Here is a 15,632-nt window from a genome sequence, read left to right as displayed (position 1 = left end):
CTTTTCCGGACATATAGACCAACAATTTTGACGCTTCCGCGGCGGACGCCGGCACCGCCGGCCGCCCCGCGGGCCTCCGGCGGCTACCCGGCCGCCGGATCCGCGGCGCTCACGGCCTCCCGCACCTCGGCGGCGAACCGCTCGGCGCTCGCCCGCAGCGCCGTGACGTCCGGCCCGTGCCGGAGCACGCCCCGGCTGACGTTCGGCACCACGTCGCGCACGGCCGCGCCGAAGACCTTCGGCAGGTCGGCGGCGGTCGCGCCCTGGGCGCCAATGCCGGGCGCGAGCAGCGGGCCGTTGATGTCCAGATCCGCGCGCGCCGCGCCGAGGCTGCCGCCCAGGGTGGCGCCGACGACCGCGCCGAACGAGCCCATGGGCGCGGCGTCCGCGTTCTCGGCCCGCAGGTGGTTCAGCATGGTCGCGGCGACGGTCGCCCCGTCGGCGCGCACGGCGTGCTGCACCTCGGCGCCCTCCGGGTTCGAGGTGAGCGCGAGCACGAACACGCCGGTGCCGCTCTCGCGCGCCAGCTCCAGCGCCGGGCGCAGCGAGCCGTAGCCGAGGTACGGGCTCACGGTCACGGCGTCGGAGAAGAGCGGCGAGGAGGGGTCGAGGTAGGTGGCGGCGTACGCGGCCATGGTCGAGCCGATGTCGCCGCGCTTGGCGTCCATCAGGACCAGCGCGCCGGCCTCCCGGGAGTCGGCCACGGCCTGCTCCAGGACGGCGATGCCGCGCGAGCCGAAGCGCTCGAAGAAGGCGGACTGGGGCTTGAGGACGGCTACGCGGTCGGCGAGCGCCTCCACGACCGTGCGGGTGAAGCGCTCCAGGCCGTCGATGGTGTCGGGGAGGCCCCAGTCGGCCAGGAGGGAGGCGTGCGGGTCGATGCCGACGCAGAGCGGGCCGCGCTCGTCCATGGCGCGGCGGAGCCGGGCGCCGAAGGGTTCGAGGGTCATGCGGCTGCCTTCTTCCTGGTCTCGGCGCCGACCGCTTCGGCCAGCGTGGCGTACGGGCTCGCGGCGAGCTTCTCGGCCAGGCCCTTGTGGATCTTGCGGCACCAGAACGGGCCCTCGTAGATGAAGGCGCTGTAGCCCTGGACCAGCGAGGCGCCCGCCAGGATGCGCTCCCAGGCGTCGTCGGCGGTCTCGATGCCCCCGACACCGACGAGGGTGATCCGGTTGCCCACGCGGGCGTACAGGCGGCTCAGGACCTCCAGCGAGCGGGCCTTGAGCGGGGCGCCGGACAGACCGCCGGCGCCGATGGCCTCGACGGTGCGTTTCGGGGTGCGCAGGCCGAGCCCCTCGCGGGCGATCGTCGTGTTGGTGGCGATGATGCCGTCCAGGCCGAGCTCGACGGCGAGGTCGGCGACGGCGTCGACGTCCTCGTCCGCCAGGTCGGGGGCGATCTTCACCAGCAGCGGCACGCGGCGCGAGGTGACCGTGCGGTCGGCGGCCTCGCGGACGGCGGCGAGCAGCGGGCGCAGCGCCTCCGTGGCCTGGAGGTTGCGCAGCCCGGGCGTGTTGGGCGAGGAGACGTTGACGACGAGGTAGTCGGCGTGGGCGGCGAGGCGCTCGGTGGAGGTGACGTAGTCGGCGACGGCCTCCTCCTCCGGCACGATCTTGGTCTTGCCGATGTTGACGCCCACAGCCGTACGGAAGACCGCCTTGCGGGCCGCCAGGCGCTCCGCCACGGCCGCCGAGCCGTCGTTGTTGAAGCCCATGCGGTTGATCAGCGCGCGGTCCGCCACGAGGCGGAAGAGGCGCTTCTTGGGGTTGCCGGGCTGCGGCTGCGCGGTGACGGTGCCGACCTCGACGTGGTCGAAGCCGAGCATGCTCATGCCGTCGATGGCGGCGGCATTCTTGTCGAAGCCGGCGGCGAGCCCGAAGGGGCCGTGCATGCGCAGGCCGAGCGCTTCCGTGCGCAGCGCCTTGTGGCGGGGGGCGAGGACGGCCGCGACGAAGGTCCGCAGGACCGGCACGCGGGCCGCGGCGCGGATCCAGGCGAAGGCGAGGTGGTGGGCCTTCTCGGGGTCCATGCGCTTGAAGATCAGGTCGAAGAAGAGGCGGTACATGGCGGGCCTTCCGGGGCGGGAGGGGCGGACGGGTCGCATGCCGAGGGGGACACCTCCCGGTGTCCCCCTCGGCCCGGGAGCCTTACGCCTCGCGGGCGGCGGTCAGGTGCTCCGCGTGCTCCTGCAGGGAGCGCACGCCCACGTCGCCGCGGGTGAGCGCCTCGATGCCCTGGACGGCGGCCGCGAGGGCCTGGACCGTGGTCAGGCACGGCACCGCGCGGGCGACCGCGGCCGTACGGATCTCGTAGCCGTCGAGGCGGCCGCCCGTGCCGTACGGGGTGTTGACGATCAGGTCGACCTGGCCGTCGTGGATGAGCTGGACGATGGTCTTCTCGCCGTTCGGGCCCTCGCCCTCGCTCTGCTTGCGCACGGCGGTGGCGTTGATGCCGTTGCGCCGCAGGACCTCGGCGGTGCCGGAGGTGGCCAGCAGCTCGAAGCCGTGGGCGACCAGCTCGCGCGCCGGGAAGATCATCGAGCGCTTGTCGCGGTTGGCGACCGAGACGAACGCGCGGCCCTTGGTCGGCAGCGCGCCGTAGGCGCCGGCCTGCGACTTCGCGTAGGCCGTGCCGAAGACGGTGTCGATGCCCATGACCTCGCCGGTGGAGCGCATCTCCGGGCCGAGGACGGTGTCCACGCCGCGGCCGTGGATGTCGCGGAAGCGCGACCACGGCATCACGGCCTCCTTGACGGAGATCGGCGCGTCCAGCGGCAGCGTGCCGCCGTCGCCCTCCTTGGGCAGCATGCCCTCCGCGCGCAGCTCGGCGACGGTCGCGCCCAGCGAGATGCGGGCGGCGGCCTTGGCCAGCGGCACGGCGGTCGCCTTCGAGGTGAAGGGGACCGTGCGGGAGGCGCGCGGGTTGGCCTCCAGGACGTAGAGGATGTCCCCGGCCATGGCGAACTGGATGTTGATCAGGCCGCGGACGCCGACGCCCTTGGCGATGGCCTCGGTGGAGGCGCGCAGCCGCTTGATGTCGAAGCCGCCGAGGGTGATCGGGGGCAGGGCGCAGGCGGAGTCGCCGGAGTGGATGCCGGCCTCCTCGATGTGCTCCATGACGCCGCCGAGGTAGAGCTCATGGCCGTCGTAGAGCGCGTCGACATCGATCTCGATGGCGTCGTCGAGGAAGCGGTCGATGAGGACCGGGTGCTCGGAGATCAGGCCGGCGTGGCGCTCCAGGTACTCGCCGAGGGAGGGCTCGTCGTAGACGATCTCCATGCCGCGGCCGCCGAGCACGTAGGACGGGCGGACCATGACCGGGTAGCCGATCTCGGCGGCGATGCCCTTGGCCTCCTCGAAGGAGAAGGCGGTGCCGTACTTGGGCGCGGGCAGGCCGGCCTCGGTGAGCACGCGGCCGAAGGCGCCGCGCTCCTCGGCGAGGTCGATGGCCTCGGGCGAGGTGCCGACGATCGGCACGCCGTTGTCCTTGAGGGCCTGGGCGAGGCCGAGCGGGGTCTGCCCGCCGAGCTGGACGATGACGCCCGCGACGGGGCCGGCCTCCTGCTCGGCGTGGACGATCTCCAGGACGTCCTCCAGGGTGAGCGGCTCGAAGTAGAGCCGGTCGGAGGTGTCGTAGTCGGTGGAGACGGTCTCGGGGTTGCAGTTGACCATGACGGTCTCGTAGCCGGCGTCGCTGAGGGCGAAGGAGGCGTGGACGCAGGAGTAGTCGAACTCGATGCCCTGGCCGATGCGGTTCGGGCCCGAGCCCAGGATGATCACCGCGGGCTTCTCGCGGCGCGCGACCTCGGTCTCCTCGTCGTAGGAGGAGTAGAAGTACGGGGTCTTCGCGGCGAACTCGGCGGCGCAGGTGTCGACCGTCTTGTAGACGGGGCGGACGCCGAGGGCGTGCCGGACCTCGCGGACGACGGCCTCGGGCAGGCTGCGGATGGCGCCGATCTGGGCGTCGGAGAAGCCGTGCCGCTTGGCCTCGGCCAGCAGCCCGGGCTCCAGCCGGACGGCGGCGGCCAGGTCGTCGGCGACCTCCTTGAGCAGGAAGAGCTGGTCGACGAACCACGGGTCGATCTTCGTGGCGTCGAAGACCTCCTCCGGGGTGGCGCCGGCGCGGATGGCGGCCATGACGGTGTTGATCCGGCCGTCGGTGGGACGGACCGCCTTCGCCAGCAGCTCGGCCTTGTCGCCGGGGGCGGAGACGAAGTCGAACTGCGAGCCCTTCTTCTCCAGCGAGCGCAGGGCCTTCTGCAGCGCCTCGGTGAAGTTGCGGCCGATGGCCATGGCCTCGCCCACCGACTTCATGGTGGTGGTGAGGGTGGCGTCGGCGGCCGGGAACTTCTCGAAGGCGAAGCGGGGCGCCTTGACCACGACGTAGTCGAGCGTGGGCTCGAAGGACGCCGGGGTCTTCTCGGTGATGTCGTTGGGGATCTCGTCCAGCGTGTAGCCGACGGCCAGGCGGGCGGCGATCTTGGCGATCGGGAAGCCGGTGGCCTTGGAGGCGAGCGCGGAGGAGCGCGAGACGCGCGGGTTCATCTCGATGACGATGACCCGGCCGTCCTCGGGGTTGACCGCGAACTGGATGTTGCAGCCGCCGGTGTCGACGCCGACCTCGCGGATGATCGCGATGCCGACGTCGCGGAGGATCTGGTACTCGCGGTCGGTGAGCGTCATCGCCGGGGCGACGGTGATCGAGTCACCGGTGTGCACGCCCATGGGGTCGAAGTTCTCGATGGAGCAGACGACCACGACGTTGTCGTTCTTGTCGCGCATCAGCTCCAGCTCGTACTCCTTCCAGCCGAGGATGGACTCCTCCAGGAGCACCTCGGTGGTCGGGGAGAGCGTGAGGCCCTGGCCGGCGATGCGGCGCAGCTCCTCCTCGTCGTGGGCGAAGCCGGAGCCGGCGCCGCCCATGGTGAAGGAGGGACGGACGACGACGGGGTAGCCGCCGAGCGTCCCGACGCCCGCGAGGACCTCGTCCATGGTGTGGCAGATGACCGAGCGGGCGGACTCGCCGTGGCCGATCTTGGCACGGACGGCCTCGACGACGCCCTTGAACAGGTCGCGGTCCTCGCCCTTGTGGATCGCCTCGACGTTGGCGCCGATGAGCTCCACGCCGTACTTCTCCAGCACGCCGTTCTCGTGCATGGAGATGGCGGTGTTGAGCGCGGTCTGGCCGCCGAGGGTGGGCAGGAGGGCGTCGGGGCGCTCCTTGGCGATGATCTTCTCGACGAACTCGGGGGTGATCGGCTCGACGTACGTGGCGTCGGCGATCTCCGGGTCGGTCATGATCGTGGCCGGGTTGGAGTTGACGAGGATGACCCGCAGGCCCTCGGACTTCAGCACGCGGCAGGCCTGGGTGCCGGAGTAGTCGAACTCCGCGGCCTGGCCGATGACGATCGGGCCGGAGCCGATGACCAGAACGGACTGGATGTCGGTGCGCTTAGGCACGCTGGCCCTCCATCAGGGTCACGAAGCGGTCGAACAGGTACGCGGCGTCGTGCGGGCCTGCGGCTGCCTCGGGGTGGTACTGGACGCTGAATGCCGGCTGGTCGAGCAACTGGAGGCCTTCCACCACGTCGTCGTTCAGACACACGTGGGAGACCTCGACCCGGCCGTACGGCGTGTCGGTCGCCCGGTCGAGCGGGGCGTCGACGGCGAAGCCGTGGTTGTGCGCGGTGACCTCGACCTTGCCGGTCGTGCGGTCCTGCACGGGCTGGTTGATGCCGCGGTGGCCGTACTTCAGCTTGTACGTGCCGAAGCCGAGCGCGCGGCCGAGGATCTGGTTGCCGAAGCAGATGCCGAACAGCGGCGTCTTGCGGGAGAGGACCTCGCGCATGACGGCGACCGGGTGGTCGGCGGTGCTCGGGTCGCCCGGGCCGTTCGAGAAGAACACGCCGTCGGGGTTCACGGCGTAGACGTCCTCGGCGGTGGCCGTGGCGGGCAGGACGTGCACCTCGATGCCGCGCTCGGCCATCCGGTGCGGGGTCATGCCCTTGATGCCCAGGTCGATCGCGGCGACGGTGAACTTCTTCTCGCCGATCGCGGGGACGACGTAGGTCTCCTTGGTGGCGACCTCGGCGGAGAGGTCGGCGCCCGTCATCTCGGGGGCCTGGCGCACCTCGGCGAGCATGGTGCCCTCGTCGGGCAGGGAGTGCCCGGAGAAGATGCCGACGCGCATGGCGCCGCGCTCGCGCAGGTGGCGGGTGAGGGCACGGGTGTCGATGCCGCAGATGCCGACGACGCCCTGCTTGGCCAGCTCCTCGTCCAGGGACCGGCGCGAGCGCCAGTTGGACGGGACACGGGCGGGGTCGCGCACCACGTAGCCCGCGACCCAGATGCGCGCGGACTCGGGGTCCTCGTCGTTGACGCCGGTGTTGCCCACGTGCGGGGCGGTCATCACGACGACCTGGCGGTGGTACGAGGGGTCGGTCAGGGTCTCCTGGTAGCCGGTCATGCCGGTGGAGAACACGGCCTCTCCGAAGGTCTCCCCCACGGCCCCGTAGGCCCGGCCGCGGAAGATCCGGCCGTCCTCCAGGACGAGTACGGCGGGGACCTTGGCAGTCCCCCTGGTGGAGGTCGTCATCGTGCGCCTTCCGTGTCGCTGTTCAGGTGGTGCAGGTGGGTAAGGGCCTCGACCCAGGCCGAGTGCTCGGCCGCCTGGTCGGAGCGGAAACCGGAATCGATCTCGCGGTCCCCGTGCACCCAGGTGATCACCAGCAGGCCGCCCTCGGCGAGGACCTTGCCTGCGATGCCCTTGTCGAGCCGGGCGCCGCGCACCCGGTCCGCGGGGATGAAGAAGTCCTGGGCGCCCGGGCGCACGACGGTGACGCCCTGCTCCGTCAGGGTGAGCTCTGCGCGGCTGCGGGTGCCGAGGCCGCGCGCGACGATGCGGTCGAGCCACTGGCCGGCCGTGGTGGAGCCGTGGTAGCGGCCCGTCATCGTCAGGGTGGGCTCGCCCTGGTCAGCGGGGGCGGTGGGCAGCTCGGGCAGGTCGCCCTGGAGCGTGCCGCGCCACTTCCAGCCCTCGCGCATCAGCCAGTAGAGCAGCGCGATGAAGAGCAGCAGGCCCACGACCCAGCCGATGCGCGCGGCCCAGTCGGTGACGTCGGCAGACTTCTGCTCGGCCGCCAGGTTGATCAGTGCAGATGGTGCTGATGTCACGCGAGTTTCCCGTCCACGACCGTAGCCCGGCCCCGCAGGAAGGTGTGGGTGACGCGACCCGGCAGCTCGCGGCCCTCGTAGGGGGTGTTGCGGCTGCGGGAGGCGAAGCCCGCGGGGTCCACGACACCACGGTAAGCGGAATCCACCAGGGTGAGGTTGGCGGGCTCACCGGCGGCGATGGGACGACCGTGGCCTTCGAGGCTGCCGATGCGGGCGGGCTTGGCGGACATGCGCTCGGCGACGCCGGCCCAGTCCAGCAGCCCGGTCTCGACCATCGTCTGCTGGACGACGGACAGCGCGGTCTCCAGGCCCACCATGCCCATGGCGGCCGCGGCCCACTCGCAGTCCTTGTCCTCGTGCGGGTGCGGGGCGTGGTCGGTGGCGACGATGTCGATCGTGCCGTCGGCCAGGGCCTCGCGCAGGGCCATCACGTCGCGCTCGGTCCGCAGCGGCGGGTTCACCTTGTAGACCGGGTTGTACGACCGCACGAGCTCGTCGGTGAGGAGCAGGTGGTGCGGGGTGACCTCGGCGGTGACGTCGATGCCGCGGGACTTGGCCCAGCGGACGATCTCGACGGAGCCGGCGGTGGACAGGTGGCAGATGTGCACCCGGGAGCCGACGTGCTCGGCGAGCAGGACGTCGCGGGCGATGACCGACTCCTCGGCGACGGCGGGCCAGCCGCCCAGGCCGAGCTCGGCGGAGACGACGCCCTCGTTCATCTGGGCGCCCTCGGTGAGCCGGGGCTCCTGGGCGTGCTGCGCGACGACGCCGCCGAAGGCCTTCACGTACTCCAGCGCGCGGCGCATGATCACGGCGTCGTCGACGCACTTGCCGTCGTCGGAGAAGACGGTGACGCCGGCGGCGGAGTCGTGCATGGCGCCGAGCTCGGCGAGCTTCTTGCCCTCCAGGCCGACGGTGACGGCACCGATCGGCTGCACGTCGCAGTAGCCGGACTCCTTGCCCAGGCGCCAGACCTGCTCGACGACGCCGGCGGTGTCGGCGACGGGGAAGGTGTTGGCCATGGCGAAGACGGCGGTGAAGCCGCCGCTCGCGGCGGCCCGGGTGCCGGTCAGGACGGTCTCGGAGTCCTCGCGGCCGGGCTCGCGCAGGTGGGTGTGGAGGTCGACCAGGCCGGGCAGCAGGATCTTGCCGTCGGCCTCGATGACCTGTGCGCCCTCGGGGGCCGTCAGGCCCGCTCCGACCTCGGCGATGGTCTCGCCGTCGATCAGGACGTCCTGCGGCTCGCCTCCGAGCACCTTCGCACCGCGGATCAGGATCTTGGTCATTACTTGTTCTCCTCGGTGCGGGCGTTGTTCGTGGTGACGGCGGGCTCGGAGCCGCCGAGCAGCAGGTAGAGGACGGCCATCCGGGTGCTGACGCCGTTGGCGACCTGCTCGACGGCCGTGCAGCGGTCGGAGTCGGCGACCGCGGCGGTGATCTCCATGCCGCGGTTCATCGGGCCGGGGTGCATCACGACGGCGTGCTCGGGCATCTTCGCCATGCGGTCCCCGTCCAGGCCGTAGCGGCGCGAGTACTCGCGCTCGGTCGGGAAGAACGCGGCGTTCATGCGCTCGCGCTGCACGCGCAGCATCATCACGGCGTCGGACTTCGGCAGCACGGCGTCGAGGTCGTAGGAGACCTCGCAGGGCCAGCTCTCGACGCCGACGGGCACCAGCGTGGGCGGGGCGACGAGGGTGACCTCGGCGCCGAGCGTGGTCAGCAGGTGGACGTTGGAGCGGGCCACGCGGCTGTGCAGCACGTCGCCGACGATCGTGATGCGGCGCCCGGAGAGGTCCTGGCCGATCCCGGCGTCCCGGCCGACCAGGCGGCGGCGCATGGTGAAGGCGTCCAGCAGGGCCTGGGTGGGGTGCTCGTGGGTGCCGTCGCCGGCGTTGACGACGGCCCCGTCGATCCAGCCGGAGTTCGCCAGCCGGTAGGGGGCGCCGGAGGCGTGGTGGCGGATGACGACGGCGTCCGCGCCCATGGCCTCCAGGGTCAGGGCGGTGTCCTTCAGCGACTCGCCCTTGGAGACCGAGGAGCCCTTGGCGGAGAAGTTGATGACGTCGGCGGACAGGCGCTTCGCCGCGGCTTCGAAGGAGATGCGGGTCCGCGTCGAGTCCTCGAAGAAGAGGTTGACGACGGTGCGACCGCGCAGGGTGGGCAGCTTCTTGATCGGCCGGTCCGCGACCCGGGCCATCTCCTCGGCGGTGTCGAGGATCAGGACGGCGTCGTCGCGGGTGAGGTCGGCGGCCGAGATGAGGTGGCGCTTCATCCGGGTTTCTCCGTGTTGTGGAGGTGTGCGAGGGCTGTGGCCGGGCATGCGGCGGCGCACGGACCCGTCCGGCGGGTCCGTGGGGGCGCGCTACTGCCCGTCGGCCGGGGCGGTCGTGCCCGCGCCGAGGAGCACGCTGTCGCGGCCGTCCTCCTCGGTGAGGTGGACCTTGACCGTCTCCCGCAGCGACGTCGGGAGGTTCTTGCCGACGTAGTCGGCGCGGATGGGAAGTTCGCGGTGGCCGCGGTCGACGAGGACCGCGAGCTGGACGGCGCGGGGGCGGCCGAGGTCGTTCATCGCGTCGAGCGCGGCGCGGATGGTGCGGCCGGAGAAGAGCACGTCGTCGACGAGGATGACGAGCCTGCCGTCGATGCCCTCGCCGGGGATCTCCGTGCGGGCGAGCGCACGGGCCGGGCGGAGCCGCAGGTCGTCGCGGTACATGGTGATGTCGAGGGAGCCGACCGGGGTCTTGCCTCCGGTGATCTCCTCGAGCTTGGCGGCCAGCCTGCGGGCGAGGAAGACGCCACGGGTGGGGATGCCGAGGAGCACGACGTCGTCGGCGCCCTTGGCCCGCTCGACGATCTCGTGGGCGATGCGGGTGAGAACCCGGGCGATGTCCGGTGCTTCGAGCACGGGACGTGCACTGGGAAATGCGTCCATACGAAACGGACCTCCTTCTCCGCCTCACGGGACGGACATTAAAGGACGTCGAAATTACTTCCTCACCGTACCAGGCCCGGTGCCCGGCGCTCACCGGCCCCCCTCCTGGAGGACGGTATGGACCATTCGGCTTGACGAAGTCAGATTACGCTGCGTAACCTCACAGTGAGTTACCAGACACGCGGCAGTCTTCAGAAGACGCCGTCGCACGTCGATACAGCGTCCGGGGAGCTTTATGTCCAGCGAATACGCCAAACAGCTCGGGGCCAAGCTCCGCGCCATCCGCACCCAGCAGGGCCTCTCCCTTCACGGCGTGGAGGAGAAGTCTCAGGGCCGCTGGAAGGCCGTCGTAGTGGGTTCGTACGAGCGCGGCGACCGTGCCGTGACCGTGCAGCGCCTGGCCGAGCTGGCCGACTTCTACGGGGTTCCCGTGCAGGAGCTGCTGCCCGGCACCACGCCGGGCGGTGCCGCCGAGCCGCCGCCGAAGCTGGTTCTGGACCTTGAGCGCCTGGCCCACGTGCCGGCCGAGAAGGCCGGCCCGCTCCAGCGTTACGCGGCCACCATCCAAAGCCAGCGCGGCGACTACAACGGCAAGGTCCTCTCGATCCGCCAGGACGACCTGCGGACCCTTGCCGTCATCTACGACCAGTCGCCCTCGGTGCTCACCGAGCAGCTGATCAGCTGGGGCGTGCTCGATGCGGATGCGCGCCGCGCGGTCCAGCACGAGGACGCCTGACGGCCGGTCCGGTCCGATTAACGAAACCGCCTGGGGCGGGAAACCTTTGGTTTCCCGCCCCAGGCGGTTTGTTTTCGGGCGGACCCGGCTCGGCGGTCCGCCTTCGGGCGGGCCCGGCTCGCACGAGCCGGGCCGCTTACTTCTCGTCGCGCCGGAGACCCGGCTTGAGCTCCTTGAAGCGGCCGAGCAGACCGTTGACGAAGGCCGGCGACTCGTCCGTGGAGAACTCCTTGGCGAGCTGCACCGCCTCGTCGATCGCCACCGCGTCCGGAGTGCCGTCCTCCCAGATCAGCTCGTAGGCACCGAGCCGCACGATGTTCCGGTCCACGACCGGCATCCGGTCCAGGTCCCAGTCGACCGCGTAGGTGGAGATCAGCTCGTCGATCCGGGCCACGTGCTCGGCGTACCCCTCGACCAGCTGCATGGTGTACTCGTTCACCGGCGGCTGGCGGTCGTCGGACCGGGAGTGCCGGATCCAGTCCGCGAGTACGTTCTGCACGGTGATGCCGCGCTGGTCGGCCTCGAAGAGGATCTGGAAGGCGCGCTTACGGGCCTTGCTGCGGGCAGCCACGGTTAGCTGTTCACCCGGCCGAGGTAATCGCCGGTGCGCGTGTCGACCTTGATCTTCTCACCGGTGGTGACGAAGAGCGGGACCTGGATCTCGTAGCCCGTCTCCAGCTTGGCGGGCTTGGTGCCACCGGTGGAGCGGTCGCCCTGCACGCCCGGGTCGGTGTGCTCGATGGTCAGCTCGACGGCGGCCGGCAGCTCGACGTAGAGCACCTCGCCCTCGTGCGTGGCCACGGTGGCGGTGAAGCCCTCGAGCAGGAAGTTGGCGGCGTCGCCCACGGCCTTGCGCGAGACCATCAGCTGGTCGTAGGTCTGCATGTCCATGAAGACGAAGTACTCGCCGTCCATGTAGGAGAACTGCATGTCGCGGCGGTCGACGGTGGCCGTCTCGACCTTCACGCCGGCGTTGAAGGTCTTGTCGACGACCTTGCCGGAGAGCACGTTCTTCAGCTTCGTACGGACGAAGGCGGGGCCCTTGCCGGGCTTGACGTGCTGGAACTCGACGACGGACCAGAGCTGGCCCCCGTCGAGCTTGAGCACCATGCCGTTCTTGAGGTCGTTCGTGGATGCCACGGTTGCGGTATCTCCTGGACTGGTGGAACCAGAAAGTGCGATGCGCCGGCTAGAGCGCGAGCAGCTCTTTGGTCGTGATGGTGAGTAGCTCGGGTCCGCCGTCCGCCTCGGGGCGGACGACGAGCGTGTCATCGATCCGGACGCCGCCGCGGCCCGGGAGGTGTACCCCCGGATCTACGGTGACCGGCACGCAAGCGTCCAGTTTACCCATTGCCGAAGGTGTCAGCCGAGGGTCCTCGTCGTTTTCGAGCCCCACGCCGTGTCCGATCCGCGGCCCGACCCGCTCGCCGTGCCCGGCGGCCTCCAGCACCACGCGCGCGGCACGGTCCACGTCCCGGTACGGAGTGCCCGGCGCGAGCGCCTCCCGGCCGGCCCGCTGGGCGGCGAACACCTGGTCGTAGAGCTCGATCTGCCAGTCCGCCGGGCTGGTGCCGATCACGAACGTACGGCCGATCTCGCTGCGGTAGCCGTGGTAGTCGGCGCCCACGCACACGCTGAGGAAGTCGCCCTCCTCCACGCGGCGATCGCTCGGCAGGTGCCCGGCCAGCCCCGAGTTCGGGCCCGTGCCGACCGAGGTGGGGAACGCCGGGCCCGTCGCGCCGTGGTCGACCAGCCGGCGCTCCAGCTCCAGGGCCAGGTGCCGCTCCGTGCGCCCGACCAGGATCGACTCCAGGAGCTCCCCCAGGGCCTGGTCGGCGATCTCCGCGGCGATCCGCAGGGAGGAGATCTCCTCGTCGTCCTTGACCAGCCGCTGCTGCTCCACGGCGGGGCCGAGGTCGGTCAGGCGCAGCCGGGGCGCGACGGACCGCAGGGCACGGTGGCGGGAGACCGTCAGGTGGTGCTCCTCGACGGCGAGCGAGCCTCTGCCCGCGGCCGCGGCGCGCTCGGCGCCGGCGACGGCCGGGTCGCCGTCCGCCTCGGCCAGCAGGAGGACCTGCAGGTCCTCGGCGGCCCGGGGGCCGCCGGCCTCGCCGCAGGGGTCGCGGGGGCAGAGCAGGACGTCCTGGCCGGGGCACACGAGGAGCACCGCCCCGGCCGGGGCGGTGCCGGCCAGGTAGCGGACGTTGGCGTTCCCGGAGACCAGGGCGGCCTCGCTCCCGGCCGCGTGGCAGCGCTCGCGCAGCCGGTCGCGGCGCGCCGCGTACACCTCGGACATGTCTTTGAGCGTACGGCGGAGTGCCGCGGGCGGCCGTCCCAGCGCGTCCGACCGGGCACCGGCTCCCGGCCGCCCGGGCCGGTCACCAGCTGGGCGGGCTGGCCAGCGAGCGGGCGACGACCTCGTCGAGGAGGCGGGCGGTGGTGGTGACGTCCTGCTGGGAGTTGTCGATGATCGGCAGGCCGGAGCCGTACCAGCCGGCCATCCGGCCGTGGATCCGGGCCACCTCCTCGTCGCCGAGGCGGCGGTTGCCCGAGCGCTCGGCGTTGCGCTCCAGGACGACCTCCAGTCCGGGCAGCAGGACGACGGGGAGCAGGCCGGGGCCCACGTGGCGCTTCCAGCCGCCGAGGCCGACGGCGGGCCGGTCGGGGAAGACGGCGTCGTCGAGGATGCAGGAGATGCCGTTGGCGAGGAAGTTGCGGGCGGCGAAGCCGCAGGTGCGGCGGGCGAGGCGGTACTGCGCCTCGGAGTGGTCGTTCCAGCCGGACTGGGGGTCGGCGAAGCCCGAGCGCACCCACTCGCGGACGTCGTCCAGGCTGATGTGGGCGGTGGGCACGCGGCGGGTGTCCGCCCAGTGCCGGGCCACGGTCGTCTTCCCGGCGCCGGCCGGGCCGATGAGGATCACCGCGACGGCGGCGTGGGCGGGGGCGGCCGGCGGCATGCCGGGCACCGCTCCCGGCGCGGGCGCGCCCTGCGGGACGATGAGGTGGCCGGTCGGGTCGGCCGGCGGCGGTGGCGCACCCGGCATCGGGGGGTGGGCCGGCGGCAGCGGCGGTCCGACGGGGTACTGCATGCGGTGGCACTCCGTCTCGTGAGGGCGCGGGCGGCAGGGGGCGCCCGGTGGCGTGAGCTGAGGGTCCCTCAGTTCACGCCACCGGGCGTCGGCCAGACGGGAGAGTACCCGAGCCCCGGCCCCCTCGCCCCCGCAGGGGCAACGGGTGCGTCAGCCCGCGAGTTCCTCGGCCAGGGCCCGCAGCGCGAGGCGGTAGGAGCCGATGCCGAAGCCCGCGACGGTGCCGCTGGCGACCGCCGCGATCACGGAGGTGTGGCGGAACTCCTCGCGCGCGTACGGGTTGGAGATGTGCACCTCGACGAGCGGCGCGGTGCGCTGGGCGGCCGCGTCGCGCATGGCGTACGAGTAGTGCGTGAACGCGCCGGGGTTGATGACGACCGGGAGGGCGCCGTCGGCCGCCTCGTGCAGCCAGCGGACCATCTCGCCCTCGTCGTTGGTCTCGCGCACGTCGACGGCGAAGCCGAGCTCCGCGCCGAGCCGGGTGCACTCCTCCACGAGCCCCTTGTAGGACGTCGAGCCGTAGACGTCGGGCTCGCGGGAGCCGAGCCGGCCCAGGTTGGGGCCGTTGAGGACCAGGACCTTCCGCGGCTGTTCCGGCACGGCGCTCACGCCGCGATCTCGGCGTGCGCCGCGAGCAGCATCGCCGGGTCGGGGCCCTCCAGGACCGTCGGCTTGGCGAGGCCGTCCAGGACGATGAAACGCAGCCGGTCGCCGCGGGTCTTCTTGTCGACCTTCATGGTCTCCACCAGCTTGGGCCACTGGTCGCCGCGGTAGGTGACGGGCAGGCCCACGGAGGTGAGGATCGTCCGGTGCCGGTCGGCGGTCGCGTCGTCGAGGCGGCCCGCGATGCGGCCGAGCTCGGCGGCGAAGACCATGCCGACGGCGACGGCCGCGCCGTGCCGCCAGTTGTAGCGCTCGTTCTTCTCGATGGCGTGGGCGAGGGTGTGGCCGTAGTTGAGGATCTCGCGCAGGCCCGACTCCTTGAGGTCGGAGGAGACCACCTCGGCCTTGACCCGGATCGCGCGCTCGATCAGCTCGGCGGTGCGGGGGCCTGCGGGGGTGCGGGCGGCCTCCGGGTCCTCCTCGATGAGGTCGAGGATGGCCGGGTCGGCGATGAAGCCCGCCTTGATGACCTCGGCGAGGCCGCTGACGTAGTCGTGGACCGGCAGCGAGTCCAGCGCGGCCAGGTCGCACAGGACGCCGGCGGGCGGGTGGAAGGCGCCGACGAGGTTCTTGCCCTCGGCGGTGTTGATGCCGGTCTTGCCGCCGACGGCGGCGTCGACCATGGCCAGCACCGTGGTGGGCACGGCGATCCAGCGCACGCCGCGCAGCCAGGTGGCGGCGACGAAGCCGGCGAGGTCCGTGGTGGCGCCGCCGCCCACGCCGACGATGACGTCGGTGCGGGTGAAGTTGGTCTGGCCCAGCGCCTTCCAGCAGTAGGCCGCGACCTCGACGGTCTTGGACTCCTCGGCGTTGGGCAGCTGGATCGCGATGGCCTCGTAGCCCTGGGAGGCCAGGTCCTCGCGGATCGCCTGGCCGGTCTCGGCGAGGGCCTCGGGGTGGAGCACGGCAACCCGCTTGGCCTTGGTGCCGATGAGGCCGGGCAGCTCGCCCAGCAGCTGTCGCCCGACCAGGACCTCGTACGGGTCGGTGCCCGCGCTGCCGGCGACCTGGATGCGGGTGTGGGCGTCGGTCATGCGTTC

Annotated in this window: 15 protein-coding genes; 1 reads left to right on the top strand and 14 read right to left on the bottom strand. The window is 71.9% G+C overall.

Annotated elements, in window-relative coordinates; translation table 11 throughout:
- Window positions 1-83: 83 nt before the first annotated feature.
- From pyrF to pyrR, 8 genes are all read right to left on the bottom strand, one after another.
- Window positions 84-950, bottom strand: a complete 867-nt coding sequence (pyrF, locus tag IF61_RS0106790) for an orotidine-5'-phosphate decarboxylase (protein WP_030365335.1) — start codon at window positions 948-950, stop codon at window positions 84-86.
- Window positions 947-2,065, bottom strand: coding sequence for a quinone-dependent dihydroorotate dehydrogenase (locus tag IF61_RS0106785; protein ID WP_030365334.1), 1,119 nt, complete (start codon window positions 2,063-2,065; stop codon window positions 947-949). Before IF61_RS0106785 ends, pyrF begins: the two co-directional genes overlap by 4 nt.
- An 82-nt stretch (window positions 2,066-2,147) precedes the next feature.
- Window positions 2,148-5,459 carry a carbamoyl-phosphate synthase large subunit gene (carB, locus tag IF61_RS0106780; RefSeq protein WP_030365333.1) on the bottom strand — a complete coding sequence of 1,104 codons (3,312 nt, stop codon included), beginning with the start codon at window positions 5,457-5,459 and terminating at the stop codon, window positions 2,148-2,150.
- Window positions 5,452-6,594, bottom strand: coding sequence for a glutamine-hydrolyzing carbamoyl-phosphate synthase small subunit (gene carA, locus IF61_RS0106775; protein WP_030365332.1), 1,143 nt, complete (start codon window positions 6,592-6,594; stop codon window positions 5,452-5,454). The genes carB and carA overlap by 8 nt, the downstream gene beginning before the upstream one ends.
- Window positions 6,591-7,172, bottom strand: coding sequence for a PH-like domain-containing protein (locus IF61_RS0106770; RefSeq protein WP_030365331.1), 582 nt, complete (start codon window positions 7,170-7,172; stop codon window positions 6,591-6,593). The genes carA and IF61_RS0106770 overlap by 4 nt, the downstream gene beginning before the upstream one ends.
- Window positions 7,169-8,458, bottom strand: a complete 1,290-nt coding sequence (locus IF61_RS0106765; RefSeq protein WP_030365330.1) for a dihydroorotase — start codon at window positions 8,456-8,458, stop codon at window positions 7,169-7,171. Before IF61_RS0106765 ends, IF61_RS0106770 begins: the two co-directional genes overlap by 4 nt.
- Window positions 8,458-9,444 carry an aspartate carbamoyltransferase catalytic subunit gene (locus IF61_RS0106760; RefSeq protein WP_030365329.1) on the bottom strand — a complete coding sequence of 329 codons (987 nt, stop codon included), beginning with the start codon at window positions 9,442-9,444 and terminating at the stop codon, window positions 8,458-8,460. Before IF61_RS0106760 ends, IF61_RS0106765 begins: the two co-directional genes overlap by 1 nt.
- A gap of 90 nt (window positions 9,445-9,534) precedes the next feature.
- Window positions 9,535-10,104, bottom strand: a complete 570-nt coding sequence (gene pyrR / locus IF61_RS0106755) for a bifunctional pyr operon transcriptional regulator/uracil phosphoribosyltransferase PyrR (protein WP_030365328.1) — start codon at window positions 10,102-10,104, stop codon at window positions 9,535-9,537.
- Between the two features lie 235 nt (window positions 10,105-10,339).
- On the opposite strand from pyrR, the gene bldD reads away from it, so the two are divergent.
- Window positions 10,340-10,840, top strand: coding sequence for a transcriptional regulator BldD (bldD, locus tag IF61_RS0106750; protein ID WP_004948690.1), 501 nt, complete (start codon window positions 10,340-10,342; stop codon window positions 10,838-10,840).
- Between the two features lie 136 nt (window positions 10,841-10,976).
- On the opposite strand, the gene nusB is transcribed toward bldD, so the two are convergent.
- The 6 genes from nusB to aroB all read right to left on the bottom strand — a co-directional run bounded on the left by nusB (window position 10,977) and on the right by aroB (window position 15,626).
- Window positions 10,977-11,411, bottom strand: coding sequence for a transcription antitermination factor NusB (gene nusB / locus IF61_RS0106745; RefSeq protein ID WP_030365327.1), 435 nt, complete (start codon window positions 11,409-11,411; stop codon window positions 10,977-10,979).
- Window positions 11,412-11,413: 2 nt separating this feature from the next.
- Window positions 11,414-11,980: an elongation factor P gene (efp, locus tag IF61_RS0106740; protein WP_030365326.1), complete on the bottom strand. Its 567-nt coding sequence runs from the start codon at window positions 11,978-11,980 to the stop codon at window positions 11,414-11,416.
- A gap of 49 nt (window positions 11,981-12,029) precedes the next feature.
- Window positions 12,030-13,136 (bottom strand): aminopeptidase P family protein, encoded by a 1,107-nt coding sequence (locus IF61_RS0106735; RefSeq protein ID WP_030365325.1) that lies wholly within the window; start codon window positions 13,134-13,136, stop codon window positions 12,030-12,032.
- Window positions 13,137-13,218: 82 nt separating this feature from the next.
- Window positions 13,219-13,929 carry an AAA family ATPase gene (locus IF61_RS0106730; RefSeq protein WP_030365324.1) on the bottom strand — a complete coding sequence of 237 codons (711 nt, stop codon included), beginning with the start codon at window positions 13,927-13,929 and terminating at the stop codon, window positions 13,219-13,221.
- Between the two features lie 150 nt (window positions 13,930-14,079).
- Window positions 14,080-14,538 (bottom strand): type II 3-dehydroquinate dehydratase, encoded by a 459-nt coding sequence (aroQ, locus tag IF61_RS0106725; RefSeq protein ID WP_397945955.1) that lies wholly within the window; start codon window positions 14,536-14,538, stop codon window positions 14,080-14,082.
- On the bottom strand, window positions 14,535-15,626 hold the full coding sequence (gene aroB, locus IF61_RS0106720) for a 3-dehydroquinate synthase (RefSeq protein ID WP_030365322.1): 1,092 nt from the start codon (window positions 15,624-15,626) through the stop codon (window positions 14,535-14,537). The genes aroQ and aroB overlap by 4 nt, the downstream gene beginning before the upstream one ends.
- Between the last annotated feature and the right edge of the window lie 6 nt (window positions 15,627-15,632).

It is taken from the genome of Streptomyces roseoverticillatus (assembly GCF_000719265.1).
In the GTDB taxonomy this organism is placed as follows: domain Bacteria; phylum Actinomycetota; class Actinomycetes; order Streptomycetales; family Streptomycetaceae; genus Streptomyces; species Streptomyces roseoverticillatus.
This window is presented reverse-complemented; position numbering and strand designations above follow the sequence as displayed.